14 protein-coding genes and 4 pseudogenes are annotated in these 19,085 nt (G+C 69.4%); 9 read left to right on the plus strand and 9 right to left on the minus strand.

The window, feature by feature from the left end; all coding sequences use genetic code 11:
* Positions 1-10: 10 nt before the first annotated feature.
* The 5 genes and pseudogenes from ACFVYR_RS03415 to ACFVYR_RS03435 form a co-directional block, all read right to left on the minus strand.
* Positions 11-4,477, minus strand: a complete 4,467-nt coding sequence (locus tag ACFVYR_RS03415; protein WP_384248100.1) for a DUF6531 domain-containing protein — start codon at positions 4,475-4,477, stop codon at positions 11-13.
* A 7-nt stretch (positions 4,478-4,484) separates the two neighbouring features.
* Positions 4,485-4,796 carry a hypothetical protein gene (locus ACFVYR_RS03420; RefSeq protein WP_384248102.1) on the minus strand — a complete coding sequence of 104 codons (312 nt, stop codon included), beginning with the start codon at positions 4,794-4,796 and terminating at the stop codon, positions 4,485-4,487.
* A 79-nt stretch (positions 4,797-4,875) separates the two neighbouring features.
* Positions 4,876-5,437 (minus strand): annotated as a pseudogene (locus ACFVYR_RS03425) (hypothetical protein); the annotation flags it as partial.
* Between the two features lie 265 nt (positions 5,438-5,702).
* On the minus strand, positions 5,703-6,344 hold the full coding sequence (locus ACFVYR_RS03430; protein ID WP_384248104.1) for a hypothetical protein: 642 nt from the start codon (positions 6,342-6,344) through the stop codon (positions 5,703-5,705).
* Between the two features lie 144 nt (positions 6,345-6,488).
* On the minus strand, positions 6,489-7,064 hold the full coding sequence (locus tag ACFVYR_RS03435; protein WP_384248106.1) for a hypothetical protein: 576 nt from the start codon (positions 7,062-7,064) through the stop codon (positions 6,489-6,491).
* Between ACFVYR_RS03435 and ACFVYR_RS03440 the strand changes: the two genes are divergently transcribed.
* Positions 7,058-7,198: a hypothetical protein gene (locus ACFVYR_RS03440; RefSeq protein WP_384248730.1), complete on the plus strand. Its 141-nt coding sequence runs from the start codon at positions 7,058-7,060 to the stop codon at positions 7,196-7,198. The genes ACFVYR_RS03435 and ACFVYR_RS03440 overlap by 7 nt on opposite strands.
* Here ACFVYR_RS03440 and ACFVYR_RS03445 read toward each other — a convergent pair.
* Positions 7,156-7,317: pseudogene (locus ACFVYR_RS03445) on the minus strand (IS5/IS1182 family transposase); the annotation flags it as partial. The gene ACFVYR_RS03440 and the pseudogene ACFVYR_RS03445 sit on opposite strands and share 43 nt — an antisense overlap.
* Positions 7,318-7,604: 287 nt before the next feature.
* Positions 7,605-7,709, minus strand: a pseudogene (locus ACFVYR_RS03450) (3-oxoadipate enol-lactone hydrolase); the annotation flags it as partial.
* 251 nt (positions 7,710-7,960) lie between these two features.
* Between ACFVYR_RS03450 and ACFVYR_RS03455 the strand changes: the two are divergent.
* Both ACFVYR_RS03455 and ACFVYR_RS03460 read left to right on the plus strand, forming a co-directional pair.
* Positions 7,961-8,377, plus strand: a complete 417-nt coding sequence (locus ACFVYR_RS03455) for a low molecular weight protein-tyrosine-phosphatase (RefSeq protein ID WP_384248108.1) — start codon at positions 7,961-7,963, stop codon at positions 8,375-8,377.
* Between the two features lie 136 nt (positions 8,378-8,513).
* Positions 8,514-9,539: an HAD-IIA family hydrolase gene (locus tag ACFVYR_RS03460; RefSeq protein ID WP_384248663.1), complete on the plus strand. Its 1,026-nt coding sequence runs from the start codon at positions 8,514-8,516 to the stop codon at positions 9,537-9,539.
* A 52-nt stretch (positions 9,540-9,591) separates the two neighbouring features.
* Here ACFVYR_RS03460 and ACFVYR_RS03465 read toward each other — a convergent pair whose 3' ends face one another.
* On the minus strand, positions 9,592-10,533 hold the full coding sequence (locus ACFVYR_RS03465; protein ID WP_384248109.1) for a polysaccharide deacetylase: 942 nt from the start codon (positions 10,531-10,533) through the stop codon (positions 9,592-9,594).
* Between the two features lie 216 nt (positions 10,534-10,749).
* Here ACFVYR_RS03465 and ACFVYR_RS03470 point away from each other — a divergent pair, with 216 nt between their 5' ends.
* Both ACFVYR_RS03470 and ACFVYR_RS03475 read left to right on the plus strand, forming a co-directional pair.
* Positions 10,750-11,976, plus strand: coding sequence for a M20 family metallopeptidase (locus ACFVYR_RS03470; RefSeq protein WP_384248111.1), 1,227 nt, complete (start codon positions 10,750-10,752; stop codon positions 11,974-11,976).
* Positions 11,973-12,497 (plus strand): GNAT family N-acetyltransferase, encoded by a 525-nt coding sequence (locus ACFVYR_RS03475; protein WP_384248113.1) that lies wholly within the window; start codon positions 11,973-11,975, stop codon positions 12,495-12,497. The genes ACFVYR_RS03470 and ACFVYR_RS03475 overlap by 4 nt, the downstream gene beginning before the upstream one ends.
* A gap of 226 nt (positions 12,498-12,723) precedes the next feature.
* Here the strand turns inward: ACFVYR_RS03475 and ACFVYR_RS03480 are convergent, their stop codons facing one another.
* On the minus strand, positions 12,724-13,791 hold the full coding sequence (locus ACFVYR_RS03480) for an NHL repeat-containing protein (RefSeq protein ID WP_384248115.1): 1,068 nt from the start codon (positions 13,789-13,791) through the stop codon (positions 12,724-12,726).
* A gap of 389 nt (positions 13,792-14,180) precedes the next feature.
* On the opposite strand from ACFVYR_RS03480, the pseudogene ACFVYR_RS03485 reads away from it, so the two are divergent.
* The 4 genes and pseudogenes from ACFVYR_RS03485 to ACFVYR_RS03500 form a co-directional block, all read left to right on the plus strand.
* Positions 14,181-15,422, plus strand: a pseudogene (locus ACFVYR_RS03485) (MFS transporter); the annotation flags it as partial.
* A 484-nt stretch (positions 15,423-15,906) separates the two neighbouring features.
* A complete protein-coding gene (locus ACFVYR_RS03490; protein ID WP_384248665.1) occupies positions 15,907-17,064 on the plus strand; it encodes a pyridoxal-phosphate dependent enzyme in 1,158 nt (385 codons plus the stop codon).
* On the plus strand, positions 17,061-17,990 hold the full coding sequence (locus tag ACFVYR_RS03495; RefSeq protein ID WP_384248116.1) for a diiron oxygenase: 930 nt from the start codon (positions 17,061-17,063) through the stop codon (positions 17,988-17,990). Before ACFVYR_RS03490 ends, ACFVYR_RS03495 begins: the two co-directional genes overlap by 4 nt.
* A 26-nt stretch (positions 17,991-18,016) precedes the next feature.
* Positions 18,017-19,066 (plus strand): ornithine cyclodeaminase, encoded by a 1,050-nt coding sequence (locus tag ACFVYR_RS03500; protein ID WP_384248119.1) that lies wholly within the window; start codon positions 18,017-18,019, stop codon positions 19,064-19,066.
* Positions 19,067-19,085 lie beyond the last annotated feature (19 nt).

The following is a 19,085-nucleotide window of genomic DNA, read 5'->3' on the forward strand; positions in this document are numbered from 1 at the left end:
GCGAGTCAACTCAGTCTCCCTTGCTCCAGAACAGCGTGTAAGGAGAATTCTGCGGCATGTGGCCGCGAATTCCCTGACCCCCTACTTCCACTCCCCGTGCACTGATCTGCGGCAGACATATGTCGTTGCAGAAGTTACGCGAAGCCGCCCCGTAAACGGCATGCTCGTTGGGGCCCAGAGACTTGAGTATACCCTCCTCGGCATGCCCGGGAGCGCGCACGAACGTCTCACCGTCTCGCAATTTCCACGCGCTAGGCATGGGGCCTTCACCATTAATACCGATGCGTTTCGTGTATTGCTTGGTTTCGGAATTGAATACACCAATCACCGAGGTGGTTCCCTTGACGTCGGCCATCCAGTAGTCATTCCGAATTGCCTGCAGCTCTTCAGCGCGATCCAGGGCCAGGAGCGCATCTTGTTGTGTTCCAGGACTGCAGGGTGTGAGGCCCAGGGGGTCGATCCATACGAATGGATTTCTGACGTAGGTGCACGCGTTTGGTGCCGGTGTCAGCCCCAGAGGGTCGGGGGTGAGATAGCGGGCGGTTTCGGGGTCGTAATGGCGAAAGTAGTTGTAGTGGAGATGTGTCTCTGGGTCAAAGTACTGGCCGGGGAACCGGAGCGGGGTGTACGCGGTGCTGGTCGACTCCCAACTGGTCGCCCCCCAGAGGGTGGTGCGAGTGCGCCAGGCGATGTCCCCTGTTTCATCCACGAGCTCGGTGGGGGTGCCGACGAGGTCGGTGACGATCGCGAAGAAGCGCGAGTCGATCTCGTCCTGGGGGGCATCGGCCGCGGTGAGGCGTTCCGTCTGAGCAATCGGGCGCATGCCCTGGTGATCCCAGGTGAGGGTGACCGGGTTCGGTAGCTCTGCCGAGGTGGTGGTCTGCTCGCAGAGGGTGGTGCCGTCCCAAGTGAAGTCGGTGCGCTCGACGACTGATTCCCCGTCGGCCGCTATCCGGAGTTTGGCTGTGCGTCGGCCGTACGGATCGTGGGTGTAGCGCCAGACGGTGCCGTCCGGGGTGACCACCGACACCAAGTGGTCTTCTGCGTCCCAGGTGTAGCGCCATGTATCCGGTTTGCGGGATAGGCGGCGCTTTTGGCGCAGGGTGATACGTCCGGCGGCATCGTGTTCGTAGCGGATCTGACCGGCGCGGGTGATGCGGGTGCCGGTGTAGGTGCGCGGTCCGGTGGCCTCCTGCTCGAAGTGAGTGGAGGGCCAGGTGGCGTGGGTCTGGTTGCCGGCCTCGTCGTAGGCGTAGGTTTCGGCCCAGTCGGTGGCGTGGACCGCGGTGACACGACCCGCTGCGTCGAGCTCGAAGCGGCTGGAACCGTTGAGCTGGTCGTTGACGGCGGTCGGAGAACCGTCGGCCCGGTAGGTGTAGGTGCGCTGCTGGATCGTGGCGCCGGTGGCATGGGTGACGGTGCGGTCGGTCAGGCGACCGAGGGGGTCGAAGGTGCTGGCCAGAGTGAGGTGGTCGCCGATGCGGCGGGACAGTTCGCGTCCGGCCGCGTCGTGCTCGGAAGTAAGGGTGTGGCCAGCGGTGGTCAGATGGGTGCGGTTGCCGGCAGCGTCGTAGGCGTAGGTGCTGGTCGCGCCGGTGGGAGTGGTGCGGGATGCAGGACGTCCCAGGAGGTCGTACGCGTAGGTGGTGGTGCGGCCGTTGACGGTTTCGGCCAGCAGTCGGCCGGCTGCATCGTAGCGACGGTTCAGCGCGGCGTCGGGGCCATTGGCCTCCGTCAGCCGGCCTGAGGAGTCGTAGGTGTAGACGGTGGTGCCGTCCGCATCCTTGGTGAGCGTCCGGCCCATCGGGTCGCGTTCGTAGCGGATGGTCTGCCCGGCCGGAGTGGTCCTGGTGGTGAGGCGGCCTGCCACGTCGTGGGTGTAGGCGAGGGTGCGATCGTCGAAGTCTGTCTCCCCGACCAGGCGGCCTGCAGGGTCGAACGTGTAGCTCCAGGTGGCGCCGTGCGGGTTGGTGACCTGGGTGAGGCGAAGTTCCGTGTCGTGCGTGAAGGTGTAGCGCACGCCGTCGGGGCCGGTGCGGGCTGCGAGCAGGTCGAAGTGGGTGTATTCGAAGTGTGAGATGCCGCCCAGCACATCGGTGTGCTTGGTGCAGTTGCCCTCACCGTCGTACTCCCATGACTCACGGGCGCCGTCCGGGGCAATGCGGGAGGTGAGTTTGCCCTCCACCGTCCAGGCCAGGCGGGTTACCGCGCCCAGCGGGTCGGTCAGGGCGACGGGCCGGCCGAACTGGTCGCGCTCGTAGGTGATGCGGGCGCCGTGCGGGTCGGTGATCTCGACCGGTAGCCCCGCTGCATCGGCACGGATCTGCAGCGTGTTACCCAAGGCGTCGGTGACGCTGGCGAGATGGCCCGCCGTGGTGAACGAGTAGCGGGTAGTGGCCGCGGCCGGGTCGGTCAGCTGTGTGCGGTTGCCGTGGGCGTCATAGGTGTGATGCCACTGGGCGCCATCAGGCTCGATGACCGTCCTCGGCAGCCCGAACTCGTTGTACTCCGTGCGTGTTTCGCTTCCGTCCGGGTGCCGTACGGAGGTGATCCGGCCCTGCCCGTCGTAGGTGTAGCGGGTGGTATGGCCGAGGGCGTCCGTGATCGCGGTGAACCGGTGCTCGGTGTCCCACTCCTGGAACATGGTGTGCCCGAGTGGGTCGGTCTTGCGAACCAGGCGCAGGGCTTCGTTGTGCTCGTAACGAGTGGTGTGCCCCAGGGAGTTGGTGACTGCGGTGGTGCGCGTGGCGTCGTCGTAGGCAAGAGTTCCGGAGAGGAAGCCGTCACTCCCCTCGGTGCGGACGACCCGGCCCTGCTGGTCGTAGGTGTACGCGTACGTGGTGCCGTTGCGGTCGGTCCACGTGGTGATGCGGCCCTCGGTGTCGTAGGTGAACCGAGTAGGTAGGCCGGAGGAGTTGGTGACTTCGGTGAGGTGGCCCTCCTCGCTGTAGCCGTAGGAGACAAGGACGGTGCCCCGGTCGTCAGGCTGGTCCGGCTCGAGCAGGCGCAGGGCGCTGATGCGGGGCAGGTCGCGGTCGCGGTCAAGGGCAATGCGATAGCCACCGCTGTGGGCGACTTCCACAGGAGTGCCGTCGACGGTGTAGAGGACGGTGATGCGCTGGCCGTTGCGGTCCACGATGGCCTGCAGGGGCAGGTCGACCGCCTGCCCGTCATCGGCGGGGCATGGGGAGTGGAAGACGTAGGTGTGCCCGGTGTCGGGATCGTTGAGGCGCAGAGCGCCGTCGACCTCGTCGTCCCAGGTCAGGGGTATTCGGGGGCCCAACTCGGGGTAGACAGGATCAGTTCTGTCGGGAGCGGGGAGCGGGTAGGCCAGGCGGGCGCCGTCGGGCGCGGCGTAGGTGATCCCGTCCTCGTCGATTTGGAGGCGCTGGTCGAGGGTGGAAGCCCAGCTGGGGCCGAACCAGCCGCCCCACCGGTACGACGAGAGGTGCGTGCGCTCCAGCACGAGGGAGAGCACGCCGGGCAACTGCACGTCGGTCTGCGGCAGCAACATGTCGCCGGTTGCCACGTCGATCGGGTCCAGGTCGCACTTCTTGAGTGCGGCCCGGATGGAGGCGGGCAGCTTCTCCCACTCCGAAGGGCGCAGCTTCAGCCGGGACAGGCCCGAGCCGTCGAGCCCCAACTTCTGTCCGATCTTGGCGAGTTCGCTGGGCTTGAGCTTGCCCAGGCCCTTACCGAGAAGCTTGCCCAGACCGCCGAGGCCCACCCCGAAGGCGGCCCCCATGGCCAGCGTCTCCGCCAGCTTGCCCGGATCCTTGAACGTCCCCGGATCCTTCAACAGGGCCTCGAAGGCGGCGAACTTCATGCCCTCGCCAGCGAGTTTGCCGGCCTTGGCGATCGTCTTGATCTCGCCGAGGGCCTTCAGTGCCCGCTCCAGGCCGCGGATGGCCTCCATGACGGTGCGGATCACCGAGGCCATGCGGGTCCCGGACTTCTCGATCCGGGCGATCAGCGCCACGACCTTCGCAGCCCGTGCACCAGCCGCCAGGTTGCCGGCGATCACGGACAGGCCACCGGTCAGCACCGACAGGGCCAGACTCGCGATCTCGAACTCGGCGATCTCCGCGAGGATCACACCGATCTCGGTCAGCAGCTCGTGGGCCTCGTCGGCGAAGTCGTCCAGCGCCTTGGCACCGTCGCGTAGCGAGTCGGCCATGTTGGTGGCCTGCGTGCGGGCGGTCTTGGCCCGCTTGTGGAGGGCCTTGGCGGAATTTCCCTCCCACTCCAGATCCGTGAGCGCCGTCTCGGCGGCGTGAGCTGCGGCGTCAAGCCCCTTGGCCAGGGCCCGCCACTGCTTGGCTATCTCGCGGATGCCGTCGGGGTCGACGGCGGGGTCGGTGATGCCGAGGAACTCCAGATTGCTGGCGAGGGTGTCACCGAAAGCGTGGTTGGCCTTGTTGATCCAGTGCAGCGGGTTGAGGTCGTCGACGTCGATGCCGGGGATGTCGAAGCCCATGGACGGCTCAGCCCTTCTTGGCGCGGGCCGCAGCCGTCAGCAGGACATCGAGGAGGTCGAAGGCATCCGAGACATCCCCCAGGAACTTCGCCTCTTCCTCCCACTCCTTGTGCAGGCTCTTGGTGAGCTTGGCGATGGTGTCCATGCCGTCCTGGATGTCGTCCTTGGCGCTCATCAGCGAGCCCAGCACGCCGAAGGCGGACATGTCGTGCGAGGCGGAAATGAAGTCGTGCAGCGGCTTGGTGGTGTGGTGATCCACTTTGCCCAGGGCGGAGGCCGCCTTGTGCAGGGATTCCGCATCCTTCTTCAGGTCCGACATGCTGCCCGCCCCCGTTGGTTGACATGGTTCTACGTGCGACGCGCTGACGTGTGCAGACCGGACCGGCCTGCCGCCTCGGTCAGCGGTTGATGGACTGGATCTCTTGGACGTTCATGTCCTGGATGGTCTCGAAGGTGCCATCCGGCAGCTCGCCCTTCGCGCCACCCGTGCCCTCCCAGGAGATCTCCCAGGTGATCGACGCCTTCAACTGATACGGCTCACCGCTCGTGGCGCGGAGGTACTGAACCCCGCACGGCGGCTCCTGCCCGGCGCCGCCCTTCTTGTACGGGGCACCGATGGAGCCATCCTCATTGACCGGGCAGTCGCCGGAAGAGGGGAAGGTCTTCGCATCCTCGGTGCCCGGCTCCAGGTGGAGGGCGACGGGCTTGGCCGTGGTCACCGCCCACAAGCCGGTGCCCGGCAGGTCGGCGCGGACCGTGACGTCCTTGAAGGTGGCCTTGTCCAGCCACGCCCAGGTGGGCAGGTTCACCTTCGACTTGCCCTCGGGCTTCAGCTCCACCTCAGTGTCCGGGACCTTGATCTTGTCGTACGCGAAGGCGGCGAGAGTCTCGGGAGTGGGGGCGTTCTTGCTTGGGGATCGTGCCGGCGTCCTGCCAGAACATGATCCGGCCGCAGTCCCACACCTTGGAGTGGGGTCCACGGACTTCAGCTCACCCACCGACGCCTTCGCCGTCCGGCCGCCGGGATACGTGAGCTTGATCTTCGAGTTGGACACCGAAGCCATCAGGTCCTTACCCGAGGCATCGCCTTCCACGGAGTCATGTGTCCCCCCGCCTACCGGCGACTCCTTCCCGCCGTCGCCGAGGGCGAGTGCTGGTGAAGGAACCAGGACAGCTGTGGCAGCCAGTAGCACCAAGGTGCCGTCGACGAAACGACGGAGGGATGTCACCGGTCGCAACCTCCCTCGCCCGTCTCCACGGTTGAGGTCTGCCAAACACCCTGGGCATTTCTGTCCAGCCGCGTTCGGTACTGGATCTTGGGATCCTCGCCTTCTGGCGTACCTGCGACCTTGCCCGTCTTGAGATTCCGGGTGTAGCCCTTGGACTCGTCAACGCAGTAGAAGAGGACGCCGAACCCTTCGTTGCTCACATGCACTTGGGGATTGAAGACGTGGACGCTTCCCTTGAGGGTGAGATCCTTGTATGTCTTTACCCACTCGGGTCCGGATTTGCGGGCTGTGCCCGTGGTGTAGAACTTCAGGGCGGTGTCCTGCGGATCGCTCGCGATGATGGCGGCGTATCCGGCGCGCAGTCGCTCTTTCCCGTCGTCCAGGATGGCTTGCAGCTTCGGTTCGCTGTTCGTCCAGCCTTCGAAGTTCGCCTGGAACGTCTTGGGCAGTTTGATCTCCGGCCGTTTGGCCCCATCTGCCGGCGCGGACGGTGACGGCGATGCCGGCTTCTCGCTGCCCGCGTCAGCGCCGGCGATCTTGTCGTGGTCCTTGCTGTCGTCCGATCCTCCGCAGGCGGTCAGCAACAGGGCGGCGGAGGCCGTGAGCGCGGCCGCCACGCGCCGGATCGAGCGAGTCACTGTTGTCTCCGGTGAGGTGAGGGTTAACCCGAGCGAAGCAACGCTATCTGTGACCACCCGGTGACCATGAGAGCGGGTCAGGCTTTGGCTGAGACGTAGCTGCGCAGAGGCATCCCGGTGCAAGTGGCGACCGCGGCGATTCCGCTACGCACGTCTCTTCCCCAGATTCTCCAACACCTGTCCAGCCACCTTGCGCGCCTGGCTGTTGAGGTCCTTCTCGGCTACCACGTGGGCGGGCGAGTACCTCTCGACGTACAGGAACTGCCCCGCTCCGATGTCCACCGTGAGCGACGACCGCCAGGTGTCGCCGTACATGACCTGCCGCGCAGCGTTACGCCCCTTGAGAATCACGGGGACAGCCTTCGTCGGGCTCGAGTCCGTCGCATCGGCGACCTGGAGCAGTGCGGCTTCGTCCTTGAACAGGCTGACGACGTAGCCTGCCGGATTGTCCTCGTCGGACGTCATCAAGAAGTAGCAACTGAACTCGCCCTTGTCCGAGTCGGGCTCGGCGTCCTCGATACCGGCGGCCTGCTGCTGGGCATCCGTGAGCGCGGCTTGGCAGATGGAGCTCTTGTCGACTCCACCTGCCTTGATCGGTACGGCCGCCGCCGCACCTCCGGCGGCGGGCTTGGCAGACGCTGTCGCCGGGGATTCCGAGGAGGAGCATCCCGCCACCAGCAAAGCAGCGAGTGGCACCAGGGGCCACGCGCGCGATGACATACGCACTGCGAATTCTCCTCAATCAGCCTTGGGGCTGCGGCAAACCCTGGTCGCAGAAGGACACCACCCATGAGACGCGTCGCACCCACGAGCGCAGCCACAACCGGATCGCGGCCACGGTCACCGTGCCGTGAAAGACGTATGCCCGCTTGTCGAAGCGCATGGCCACTGCCTGATTGACCTTCAACTTTCGGACCAGCCGCTCGACTTCGTTTCTGCGGGCATACGGTACGGAATCGAAGCAGGTAGGCCGACGCGCCGCGCAAGACAACTCACCGGAGCCCGCCACTCTGTGGCTGTGCCGGGGCGACCACAAATACGCGCGCCTCGGCAATCAGACGACGGGGCTTCCTCGGGTGACGGGGCAGGGATCTGAGGATAGGGCCTGATCCGCAACCAGACCCCTGCCGAAACGAGCCGACGGGGGCAACATCTGTCACGTCCGTGTCACCAACACCGTTGACACGCCTGGACGGCAAGATCCCAACTCGGTCAAACGCTCCCGAGCTGGACCACATAGACGCCAGCAGACGGCTCCTACCACCTGTGCCAGGTGGTACCGAGTGAGGCACCAAGGATCAGGACCGGAGCGTCTTCTGGCCCGTCGAAGCGGTATTGCAAAGTGTTCATCGGTGTCTCGCTCACCCGCCAGACCCTCTCATCCGTCACGAGCTGTCACATCGCCGGGGTGGGCCAAGGTGCCTGTCTTTCGGATCTGTCCGGGGCCAGGACCGGCCTGATCCGAAAGACAGGCCCAGCAGACCTTGCTACGCTCCCGCACCGCCGGGCCTGCCGGCGAGAACCCAGGCAGGCATGGGTTGTCCGCCACGTTCTCGGGGACGACCGCATTCCGACGGTCCGGCCCCCGCGAGACTCACCGCCGCCCCGGAGGGACCATGCGCATCCTGACCGTGTGCCTCGGTAACATCTGCCGCTCGCCGTATGCCGCCTGCGTGCTCGCGCAGGACGGTGGGGCGGCGGTGCAGGTCCGTTCCGCGGGCCTGATCGACATGTGGGTCGGCATGCCCGCGCACTCCGGCATGATCGCTGTCGCGGCCGAGCGCGGGTACGACCTGAGTGCTCACCGCGCCGTTCAGGTGAGCTCCGGCCTGATGGAGTGGGCGGACGTCGTCCTGGCGATGGACCGCGCGGTCCTGACCGAGCTGCGCCGCCTCGCCGACGGGGCGACCGCCCACAAACTCGCCCTGTTCCTCGGTGACCGCGACGTGCTCGATCCGTACGGGGGCGACGACGAGGCGTTCACCGCCTGCGCGACCACCATCGAGGAAGGTGCACCGCAGCACCTCCCCTAGCCATCGCGCAGCTCGGCGACAACCCGCGCGGCCTCGCCCCCGGGCATTGTGCGCGCTTTGCGCCCTTGTCATGATGGCCGTGCCCCTGCGGGCGCCACGCCTGCCGAGCGGTCTCCGACTGATCCAGGACGGTGCGATGACCGGGCACTTCGCCGTGGACGACGAACCGGGCCCCCTTCCCCTCGCGCGGGCGTACGACACCGCGCTGCTCGACCTCGACGGTGTCGTCTACGTGGGGCCGCACGCAGTGGCGCACGCCGCCCTGTCCCTGACGCGCGCCGGGGCGCTGGGCATGCGCCTGACCTACATCACGAACAACGCCTACCGCACGCCCCTCGCGGTGGCCGGACACCTCCGGCGGCTCGGCCTGCCCGCGGCAGAGCACGACGTGGTGACCTCGGCCCAGGCCGCCGCCCGCCTGGCCGCCGAGCTGCGTCCGCCGGTCACCCGGGTCCTGGCCATCGGAGGCGAAGGACTGCTGGCCGCGTTACGGGCGTACGGCCTGGAGCCCGTGCGCTCGGCCGATGAGGATCCCGGCTGCGTCGTCCAGGGCTTCGCGCCGACGGTGAGCTGGCGCGAACTGGCCGAGGCGGCGTACGCGGTGGGACGGGGAGTGCCGTGGATCGTCACCAACGCCGACCCGAGCGCGCCCACGCACCGGGGCACCGCGCCGGGCAACGGTGCTCTCGCGGGCGTGGTGCGGGCCGCCACCGGAGCCGTCCCCACCGTGGCGGGCAAGCCGTCCGCCGCCCTGTTGCGGGAGGGCGCGGCCCGGGCCGGTGCCCGGCGGCCGCTCATGATCGGGGACCGGCTGGACACCGACGTGGAGGGTGCGCGCAGTGCCGGGTTCGACAGCCTTGTGGTCCTCACCGGTGCCACCACCGCGCACGACCTGCTCACCGCCCCGGAGCACCGCCGCCCGACACATCTGGCGGCGGACCTGCGCGGTTTGCTGGCTCCCGCGCGCCGCGTCGAGGAGCAGTCCTGCGGTTACCGGTGCGGGGGCTGGGTGAGCGGTGTGCGGGACCGCGAGCTGGTGCTGACCGGGCGGGGAGATCCCGAGGACGCGTTGTGGGCGGCGTGCCGGGCCGCGTGGTCGGCGGCCGAACCGCCCTCGGTGGCAGCGGCGTTGACGGTACTGGACCGGTGCGCGGGTTCGTGACGCCGACCGGCACCCCGCCTCTCGGCACCCCGCCTCTCAGCACGCTGCCCGGTCACGTGGCGGGGCGGCCGTCGCCGAGCGCCGCCTCGTGACGTACATGCTGGGCGACCTGCGCATGCGTCGCGTACCAGATGTCGGCGCGCCCGCAGACGTGCTCCAGCAGCTCCTCCAGGGCGACGATCCGCGACCGGTGGCCGATGACGTGCGGGTGCAGGGTCATCTCGAACAGGCCGCCTTCGGCGTAGGCGGCGTCGAACTCGTCCCGCCACAGCTCCAGTACGTGCCGCGGCATCGTGTACGGGCGCACGGCGCTGTAGCGGTCCATGTTCAAGTAGACGGCGTCGTCCCGTATCCACTCGGGAGGTATCTCGACCAGTCCCGTCGGCCGCCCGTAGGAGAGGACCTCGTACGGGTCGTCGTCGGCCATCAGGGAGGAGTCGTACGACAGTCCGAGTTCGAGGGTGATGTCCAGCGTGTGTTCGCTGAAGTCCCAGGACGGGGTGCGGATGCCCACGGGCCGCTGTCCGGTGAGCCGTTCGAGGGTCTCCGCGCACCGGAAGGCGAGTTCCCGTTCGTCCTGGCGGCCGAGTTCCGTGTTGCGCTCGTGGATCCAGCCGTGGATGGCGACCTCATGGCCGTGCTCCACGTAGCCCCGGGCCTCCTGCGGGCGCAGGAGCGCGCACACGGCCGGCATGAAGAACGTCGCGGGCAGGGCGTGCCGTTCCAGCAGCCGGAGAATGCGCGGCACCGCCACCCGGGCCCCGTACTCGCCCTGCGAGAGTTTGCCCGGCAGCACCTCCCCGTCCCGCAACGGGATCGTCTCGTGGTCGGGGTCGAAGGAGAACGCGACGGCGGCCCGGGCGCCGTGCGGCCACCGAGCCGGTTTGAGGCTGCGCCCGGCGCGGACCCGCTCGACGTGCCGACGCCACTCCTCCTCCCGCCACTGCCAGGGCGCCCGTGACGCCCTCCCGGCGTCCGCGTCCGACACGGTCATGGCCGTCCCTCACTTCTTCCGCTGACCGGGGGATGGGAGATGGGGCTGAGAGCCTGTGTCATGACGAGCATGCCAGTGCCGTGGGCCGTCGGCAGGAGGGCGAACAGGACAACACCTCTCGTCACCACACTGACCGAAACGCGGCCTTCCGTGGTGCGGCCGTCTGCCCGGCACCCGTGTGCAATCCCTACTGTGGTCGCGGAGAGGAGAGTGCGGATGCCGAGCGGTGACGTAACCCTGGACGAGGCCCGGCGTTTCCTGCCCGACGCGGTGGCACTGCGCCGCTCCCTGCACGCCGATCCGGAGATCGGTCTGCATCTGCCGACGACCCGACGACGCGTCCTGGAGGCGCTGGACGGCCTGGGCCTGAAGGTTCGCACCGGTCGGCGACTGTCCTCGGTGACCGCGACGCTCGACGGCCGGCAGGAGGGCCCGGTGGTCCTGCTGCGCGCGGACATGGACGCGCTGCCCCTGTCGGAGGCCACCGGTCTCCCGTTCGCCTCGCGCGTCCCCGACGCCATGCACGCCTGCGGGCACGACGCCCACATGGCCATGCTGGTCGGCGCGGCCCGGCTGCTGGCCGAGCGGCGCGACGACCTCGCCGGACGTGTGGTGTTCATGTTCCAGCCCGGCGAGGAGGGCCACCACGGCGCCCGCTACATGATCGAGGAGGGAGTGCTCTGCGGGGACGGCCGCGCGGTGGACTCCGCGTTCGCCCTGCACGTCATGCCGGGGTTGCCGAGCGGCACGCTGTGGCTGCGCCCCGGCCCGCAGATGGCCGCCTCCGACAAGCTGCGCATCGTCGTCCGCGGCCGCGGCGGGCACGCGTCGTCGCCGCACACGGCGTGCGACCCCGTGCCGGTGGCCTGCGAGGTCGTCCTGGCCCTGCAGTCCGCGGTGACCAGGACCGTCGACATCGCCGACCCGGCCGTCGTCACGGTGAGTTCCCTCGCCGCGGGCTCAGCGTCGGGCATCATCCCGGAAACGGTCGACCTCGGGGGAACGCTGCGCACCCTGTCGCAGGAGACGCGCGTACGCGTGCATGAGATGGTCGAGCGGGTCGCCACGGGAGTCGCCGCCGCCCACGGGGCGGCGGCCGAGGTGTCGATCCGGCCCGGGTATCCGGTGACCCGCAACGATCCGGCGTTCACCGAGTACGTGCTGCGTACGACGGCGCGGGTGCTCGGCCCCGACCGGGTCCAGGTGCTGCCCGCACCGGCGATGGGCGCCGAGGACTTCTCGTACGTCCTGCGCGCGGTACCGGGCGCCATGGCCTTTCTGGGCGCGTGTCCGCCCGGACTCGAGCCGGAGCGGGCTCCTGCGCTGCATTCCAACCGGGCAGACATCGACGAGGACGCCCTCGCGGCGGGGATCGCCTGTCACGCGGCGGTGGCCCTGCGCCGTAGCCGTTCGCGCACCGGCGGCGAGGAGCGTGCGTCATGAACGACCTGCGGATCCGGCCCGCGCGGCCCGACGAGCTGGACCGTGTGGAAGAACTGTGGGTGGAGGCGAGCCGCTGGCTCGCCTCGAAGGGGCTCGACCAGTGGCAGTACCCGCCCAGGCGCCGGCGCATCCAAGGGGCCGTCGAAGCCGGTGACTGCCATCTCGCCTTCCGGGGCGGCCTGCTGGTGGGGACGGTGACCGTCGAGGAGCACGGTGATCCCGAGTGGTGGGCGGACGACGATCCCGACGCGGCCCTGTACGTCCACGACCTGGTGGTGAGCCGGACGGCCGCCGGACAGTCGGTGGGCGCGCGGTTGCTGGACTGGTCGGGCCGGGTGGCGGCGCGGCGGGAGAAGCCCTGGCTGCGGCTGGAGGCGTGGAAGACCAACGGCCTGCTGCACCGCTACTACCTGAGCCAGGGCTTCGAGCTGTTGCGCATCGTCGACCTGCCGCACCGTCATTCCGGCGCCCTGTTCCAACGGTCCACAGGGATCACCGTCGCGCCGGGACGCGAGGGATGACAGCACGCTCTTCCTACTGTCCCACTTGTTAACCCGTACTGATTCAACCGCGAGTTGACCGGGCAAAGGGGGACAGACTGGAGGCAACAAGGCTTGTTCGCAGTAGCAATGCGCCGCTGGGCGCGGAGGGTTGCCTCCGGTCGGCGGACGCGGTGCTTCGTACCGGAAGGAGCCGTCTCATGAGGCGTGCGCATCCCACCGGCCGCCCGGCGCCGGGACCGTGGTGTCAGACGGCCGTGGTGACTTTGCGGACCCGATGGCGATCGGTCTCGGCGATGACGAGGTCCCCGCCCGGCGTGATCCGCACCGCCCGCGGATAGCGCAGCAGCACTCCGGCGGCCGGGCCGCTCTCCCGCTCCTCACCGGGGGGCCCGCCGGCCACCGTCGTGATACCGCCGTCCGGACGGACGACGCGGACGCACTCGTTGAGGGAATCGGCCACGTAGAGGTTGCCCTCGCGGTCCAGGTCGACGCCGCGCGGCTGGTGGAGCGGGCTGGCGGCAGCGGCGGCGCGGTCGTCGTAGCCGGGTTCGCCGGTGCCAGCCACGGTCGTGACCAGCCCGTCGGGCGACACCATACGCACCCGGTGGGACCAGCAGTCGGCGATGTACAGACGGCCCGCGGCGTCCGTGACGATGTCTATCGGGTGGTGCAGGTCGCTCTCGACGGCCGGGACGCCGTCCGGTCCACCACCGGGTTCGCCGGTGCCCGCGACGGTGGTGATGCGGCCGTCGGCGTCGATGGCACGGACCCGGTGCCCCTTCCACTCGGCGACATAGAGCGTGCCCGCGCCGTCCAGGGCCAGCCCCCTGGGCTCGTTGAGCAGTGCTCGGGCGGCCGGGCCCCCGTCACCGCCGTGGCCGGCCTCGCCGGTGCCCGCGACGGTGGTGATGGTGCCGTCCGGCGCGATCCGCCGCACCCGGTGGTTCCAGTAGTCGGCGATGTACAGATGTCCCGCGGCGTCACAGACCAGGCCGCCCGGTTCGTTGAGCAGCGCTCGGGCGGCCGGGCCCCCGTCACCGCCGTAGCCGGCCTCACCGGTGCCCGCGACGGTGGTGATGGTGCCGTCCGGCGCGATCCGCCGCACCCGGTGGCCCTTCCACTCGGCGATGAAGAGGGCGCCCGACGCGTCGGCCGCCAAGGCCCGCGGCTGGTTGAGCGTCGCCAGGGCGGCCGGCCCGCCGTCTCCTCGTGAGCCGGCCTCACCGGTGCCGGCGATGGTGAGGATGGTGCGGCCCGCGATGTGCGCGGAACCGGTGCCCGTACCCGTACCCCTACCCGTACTGCCCGTCATATCCGCCTCCTGGCGAAAGGGGGAAACACAAATTCCGCCGTGCGTTTCGAGTGGTATCGCCGATCGTCGACTCACCGTAGAGACCCTTCGCGGACATCGGTAGGGAGCCCCCGAGCCGGATCGGGTGTTTTCCGGCCACCGTCCGCGCGATTCCGCCGTCCGGATCCGAGTTCAGCCGAGGGGCTGACGTGAGGACTGGTGACACCGTGCAGATTCCGCCCCGGGGACCGTTGCTGTCGCCACAGGAAATATGACCGACCGCTTTCCTCGCAGACGAAGGCGTCGGGGCGTGGCAGTGAGGCGGATGTGATCCCGCTGCCTGTCCTGGGTCGCTCACAACCACTCGGCCCGGATTACCACTCGGTGGGGGGCCACTCTCGGGAACTGGCATGAAAACGCTTCGCGCATACCGTAGCTTTCCCCTCGCGGTACGGCTGCTGCTCATCAATCAATTCGGGGTGGATGTCGGCTTCTACCTCCTCATCCCCTTCCTGGTGACCTATCTCGGTCAGGATCTGGGGCTCTCGGCCGCGCTGGTCGGGCTGGTTCTGGGGGTACGGAACCTCAGCCAGCAGGGGTTGTTCGTGCTCGGCGGCTCCGCGGCCGACAGGCTCGGCCCCCGCGGTGTGATCATCTTCGGCTGCCTGCTGCGTACCGTGGGATTCGCGCTGTTCGCGGTGGGGTCGAGCCTGCCGCTCCTGCTCGCCGCCTCGGCGCTGAGCGGGCTGGCCGGGGCCCTGTTCTACCCGGCGGTGCGGACCTATCTCGCCCAGGAGGCCGGGCACCGCAGGGCCGAGGCCTTCGCACTGCTCAACGTCTTCGCAACCGGTGGATCACTGCTGGGGCTGACCCTGGGCGGAGTGCTGCTCCTGGTCGACTTCCGCATCTGCGCCCTCGTCGCCTCCGGCGTCTTCGCGGTCCTGACCCTGGCCCAGATGTACGCGCTGCCCGCCCGCGAGGCCCCGCACTGCGGGACCACGGTCCGCGGGGACTGGAGAGAGGTCCTCGGCAACCGCCCCTTCATCGCCTTCGCCGTGGCCATGGCAGGCATGAGCACCCTGGAGAACCAGGTGTACCTGTTGCTGCCCGAGGGGGCGCGCCAGGTGACCGGGCGCCAGGAGGCGGCGAGCACGGTGCTGGTGATCGGGGCGCTGGCCAACATGGTCTGGCAACTGCGCGTCACCCGGGCGCTGGCCCGGCGCGGTGGCGGCCCGGTGTGGATCGCGCGCGGCATCGTCCTGACAGCGGCCGGTTTCGTACCGCCTCTCCTGGTGTGCGGTTCCGGTGCGCCGGACGACTGGGGCACGGCGGTCCGCAACGCCTGTCCGGTGGTCGCCGGAGCGCTGCTGGTCTATTTCGGCATCATGATCGTGCATCCCCTGGCGATGGAGCTGGTCCCGCTCTTCGGCCCGACGCGGCTGACCGGTACACACTTCGGCATCTTCTACGTCTTCTCCGGTCTCGCCGCCGCCGGAGGCAACGCGCTCGTGGGGTGGACCCTGGACCTCGGCCGGCGCACGGGCCTGACCGCGCTGCCGTGGCTGTGCTGTCTGGTGCTTGGGGCGCTCTCGGCGCTGGCCGTCGTCCGGCTGAACCGCACGGGCGCGCTTCCCGCGGCGGGCGCGGCACCGCGGTCGACCGGGCGCGACGGCTCGGCGGCGACGGCGCTCCCCCGGCCGCGCGGCACACGGCGTCGCACGCCCCCTTGCCCGGCGGCGCAGGGACGGGCGCCGGTGGTGCGCCGGTACCGGGTGGCCGCGCGCCGGCAGGTCCGGACGGTGCCGTATGCGTCGCGCCACTGGGGGGCTCGCCAGGTCGTCCACTGCGGGAGGTGCTGTTGCGGCAGTTGCTGTTGCCGTCAGAGATTCCGGGACGCTTCCTGGTGGCGGTCGATGCCCTGGCGGCTCGGCCTGCGTGCGGGGTGCGGGTGCTGTCGTGCGCACGCGCCGGCTCACCGTCGCGCGTAGCGGCCGCGCGACGCCCTGACGCCCGGACACCACTCCCTCGCAGCGAATACTCCGGAGTGCACCGAAAGAACAGGAAGAACAGATACCAACAGGTACCCCAAAGGCGCATCATTGGCATATGCCGACAATGGATGGCCGCCGCATCAATATGGCGCATTCCATTCCTTGTGGCACCCCCAAACGGGGCCATAGGCTGGGAATAGCGACGGCGCTGTCCCCATATCCGGTTTTGGCGAGACCACGCCACGGAGGTGCCTTGGAGATTTTTCCGGGCCGGTTTCCCGACAACTCGGAACCGGCGAGCGTTTCCTGGTCTCCCAGTCCGGTCGTACCTCTGGGAATCGAATTCGACCATACACCCAGGACTCTCTGGCTGAAACTCGAATCGCATAATCCGTACGGCTCCATCAAAGGGCGCACCGCCTTCGCGCTCTGGCACGACGTCAGGGACCGCATCGATCCCCGTATCGGTCTGATCGAGTCGACGTCGGGAAATCTCGGCCTGGCACTGGCCGCCGTGAGCGCGTCTCTGCAGGTGCCTTTCACCGCCGTCGTGGACCCGCGGGTCAGCCCGTCGGTGCGCAGCGCCCTGAGCACCATGGGGGCGAGGGTCATCGTGGTCGAGAAGCCGGACGGCGCCGGCGGGTTCCTGCTCAACCGCCTCGCCCGCGTCGCGCAGCAGGTGCGCCGCGAGCCGGGGCTCGTGTGGCCGAACCAGTACACGAACCCGGCCAACCCCGCGGTGCACGCCCGGTGGACGGCGCCGGAGCTACGCGCGCAGCTGCCCGCAAGGCGGGTGAGCGTGCTGGTGGCGGTGTCCACCGGGGGCACGCTGGCGGGCTTCCACAGTTATGTCCGCACGCATGAACCGGAGTGGGAACTGATCGGAGTGGATGTCGTCGGCTCGATGGCTCTGGGCGACGCACACGGCGAACGTGTGCTTTCGGGAATCGGCGCGAGCCGGAAGTCGACGTTCCTGCCGCACGGTTACCGGCCGGCCGTCCACGTCGATCCGCCGTCGGCGGTCAGCGCCTGCCTGTGGCTGAAGGAGACGACCGGCATCGCGGTGGGCTCCAGTTCCGGTGCGCTCGTCGCGTCGGCACTGCGGCTGTTCCGGGAGAGCCCCGAACGTACCGACATCGCCTGCCTGTGCCCCGACGGCGGAGACCGCTACCTCGACACCGTCTACTCACCGCGGTGGCGCGCCCAACGGGCTCTGGCCCCGGTCGGCATCGCCGACGGATTCACGGTCACGGCCCCCGTGCCCCCTGAAGACCCCGCCCTGAACGAGGTGAGGCCGCGGTGAGCACGCAGGAACGCGACTGGTACCAGCGCGCCGGGGTACGCAGCGGTCCCCGGCGCCGCCTGGCGGAGGAACTGGAGACAAGACGGGCCTTCTTCCCCCCGGCCCTGGTGCCCTACCTGAACCACCCGCGGGTGGTGGCGCTCGGCGAGGCGCGCCGGAGGGAGCTCCTCGCCAGGCACCTCTTCCAGTACCTGGACTTCACGGCCCAGTTCGAGACGCGGGTGGTCAACCGCGCCACGGAACGCATCGCCGGGAACCGGTGCGGGGTCGACACGGATGGTGCCGTCCGCCTGGACGCGTACCGCATCTACTGCGACGAGGGGTACCACTCCCTCTACAGCCTCGACGTCATCCAGCAGGTCGCCGCCGCGTCGGGGGTCGCGCCGCTCGCCTACGACTTCGGTCCGTTCCTGCGACGGCTCGACGCGATCGGGACGGAGGCCCTGCCGTACGAGCCGGCCCTGGCCCAGCTGTTGCAGGTCGTGGTCTTCGAAACGCTGATCACCGCGGTGCTCAACGACATACCGAAGGATCCCGATGTGCTGACCGTGGTCCGGGACATCGTCAGGGACCACGCCAAGGACGAGGGCTGGCACCACGTCTTCTTCGCGCGGTTCTTCCGCGAGTTGTGGGCACAGGAGTCCACCGGGTCGCGCGGCCGCATCGCGCGCTGCCTGCCCGAGCTGATCCGCTGCAGCCTGCTGCCCGACCTGCGGCCCGTCCGCGCGTCGCTGGCCGCCGCGGGGCTCGCGCCGTCGACCGTCGAGGAGGTCGTGCACGACTCCTACCCATCGGCCTCGGTCGACCAGGGCATCCGCAGGGCGTCCCGGCACGCCGTACGGCTCTTCCAGGAGGTCGGGGCCATGGCCGTACCGGGCGGCGCCGAGGCGTTCGATGCCGCCGGCCTGCTGCCGCGAACATCCTGACCGACCGCGCCAACCGAAAGGCGACGATGCCGGAGCAACTGCTCTTTCTCGACAGGGAGGCGGTGCGCGCCTGCCTCGCGCACGTGGATGTCTGCGCGGAGACCGCACGGGTGCTGCGCCGGCACGCCGCGGGCCGGGTGGCGCTGCCTCCCGAGGGCTACCTGCCCTGGACCAACGGCGAAGGCGCGTACTGCCGTTCCCTGGCCATGCTCGGCGCGGTGGAGGACGACGACGGCCCCCCGCTGCGGGGGATCAAGCTCATCAACGCCGCGACCAGCAATCCGTCCCACGGCAGGGAGCGGGCCGCGGGGCTGGCCATGCTCTTCGACCCGGACACCGCCCGACCGCGCGTGCTGGCCGAGGCCGGCTGGCTGAGCGCGACCCGGACGGCCGCGTACACAATGGTCAGCCTGCGGCATCTGGGCCCCGGGCAGTGGGACGCGGCGACGTTCCTCGGCTGCGGCATGCTCGCCCGCGTCCATGCCGGGCTGCTGGTCGCGACGTTCCCGAGTACGACGCGCCTGCATCTCTACGACACCGATCCTCGGCGTGCCGAGGACCTGGCGGGCTGGATCCGCGAGCGGCACCCCCACGTCACCGTCCGGGTGGAGCCGGGTGCCCGGCAGGCGGTGGCCGCCGCGCCGGTGGTGGTGACGACGACCACCGCCGACCGCGGGTACCTGCCGGCCGCCTGGCTCACCCCCGGCACCTTCGTCGCGCATGTGTCCCTGGCCGACCTGCTGCCCGACGCGTTCCTCACCGCGCAGGCCGTGTTCGTGGACGACGTCGCCCTGGTGGCCGACAACCCGCGCAGGGTCCTGGGACGCATGATGCGGGAGGGGCAGATCACGGGCAGTGCGCCGAAGGACCGCGCGCACGGTCAGGACTCCACCCGCAAGGCCCTGGACGGCACCCTCGGCCAGGTCCTCATCGGTGAGCGGCCCGCCGTCCGGCCCACCGGATCCCACGTCATCAGCAACCCCTTCGGCATGGCCGTCCTCGACGTCGGACTGCTCGGGGCGGTGTACGAGGCCGCCGTCCGCCGGGGCCTCGGCCGGACCCTGACCCTCTACTGACACTCCACCGAAAGGGACC

The sequence above is a fragment of the Streptomyces sp. NPDC058284 genome (assembly GCF_042881135.1).
GTDB lineage: Bacteria > Actinomycetota > Actinomycetes > Streptomycetales > Streptomycetaceae > Streptomyces.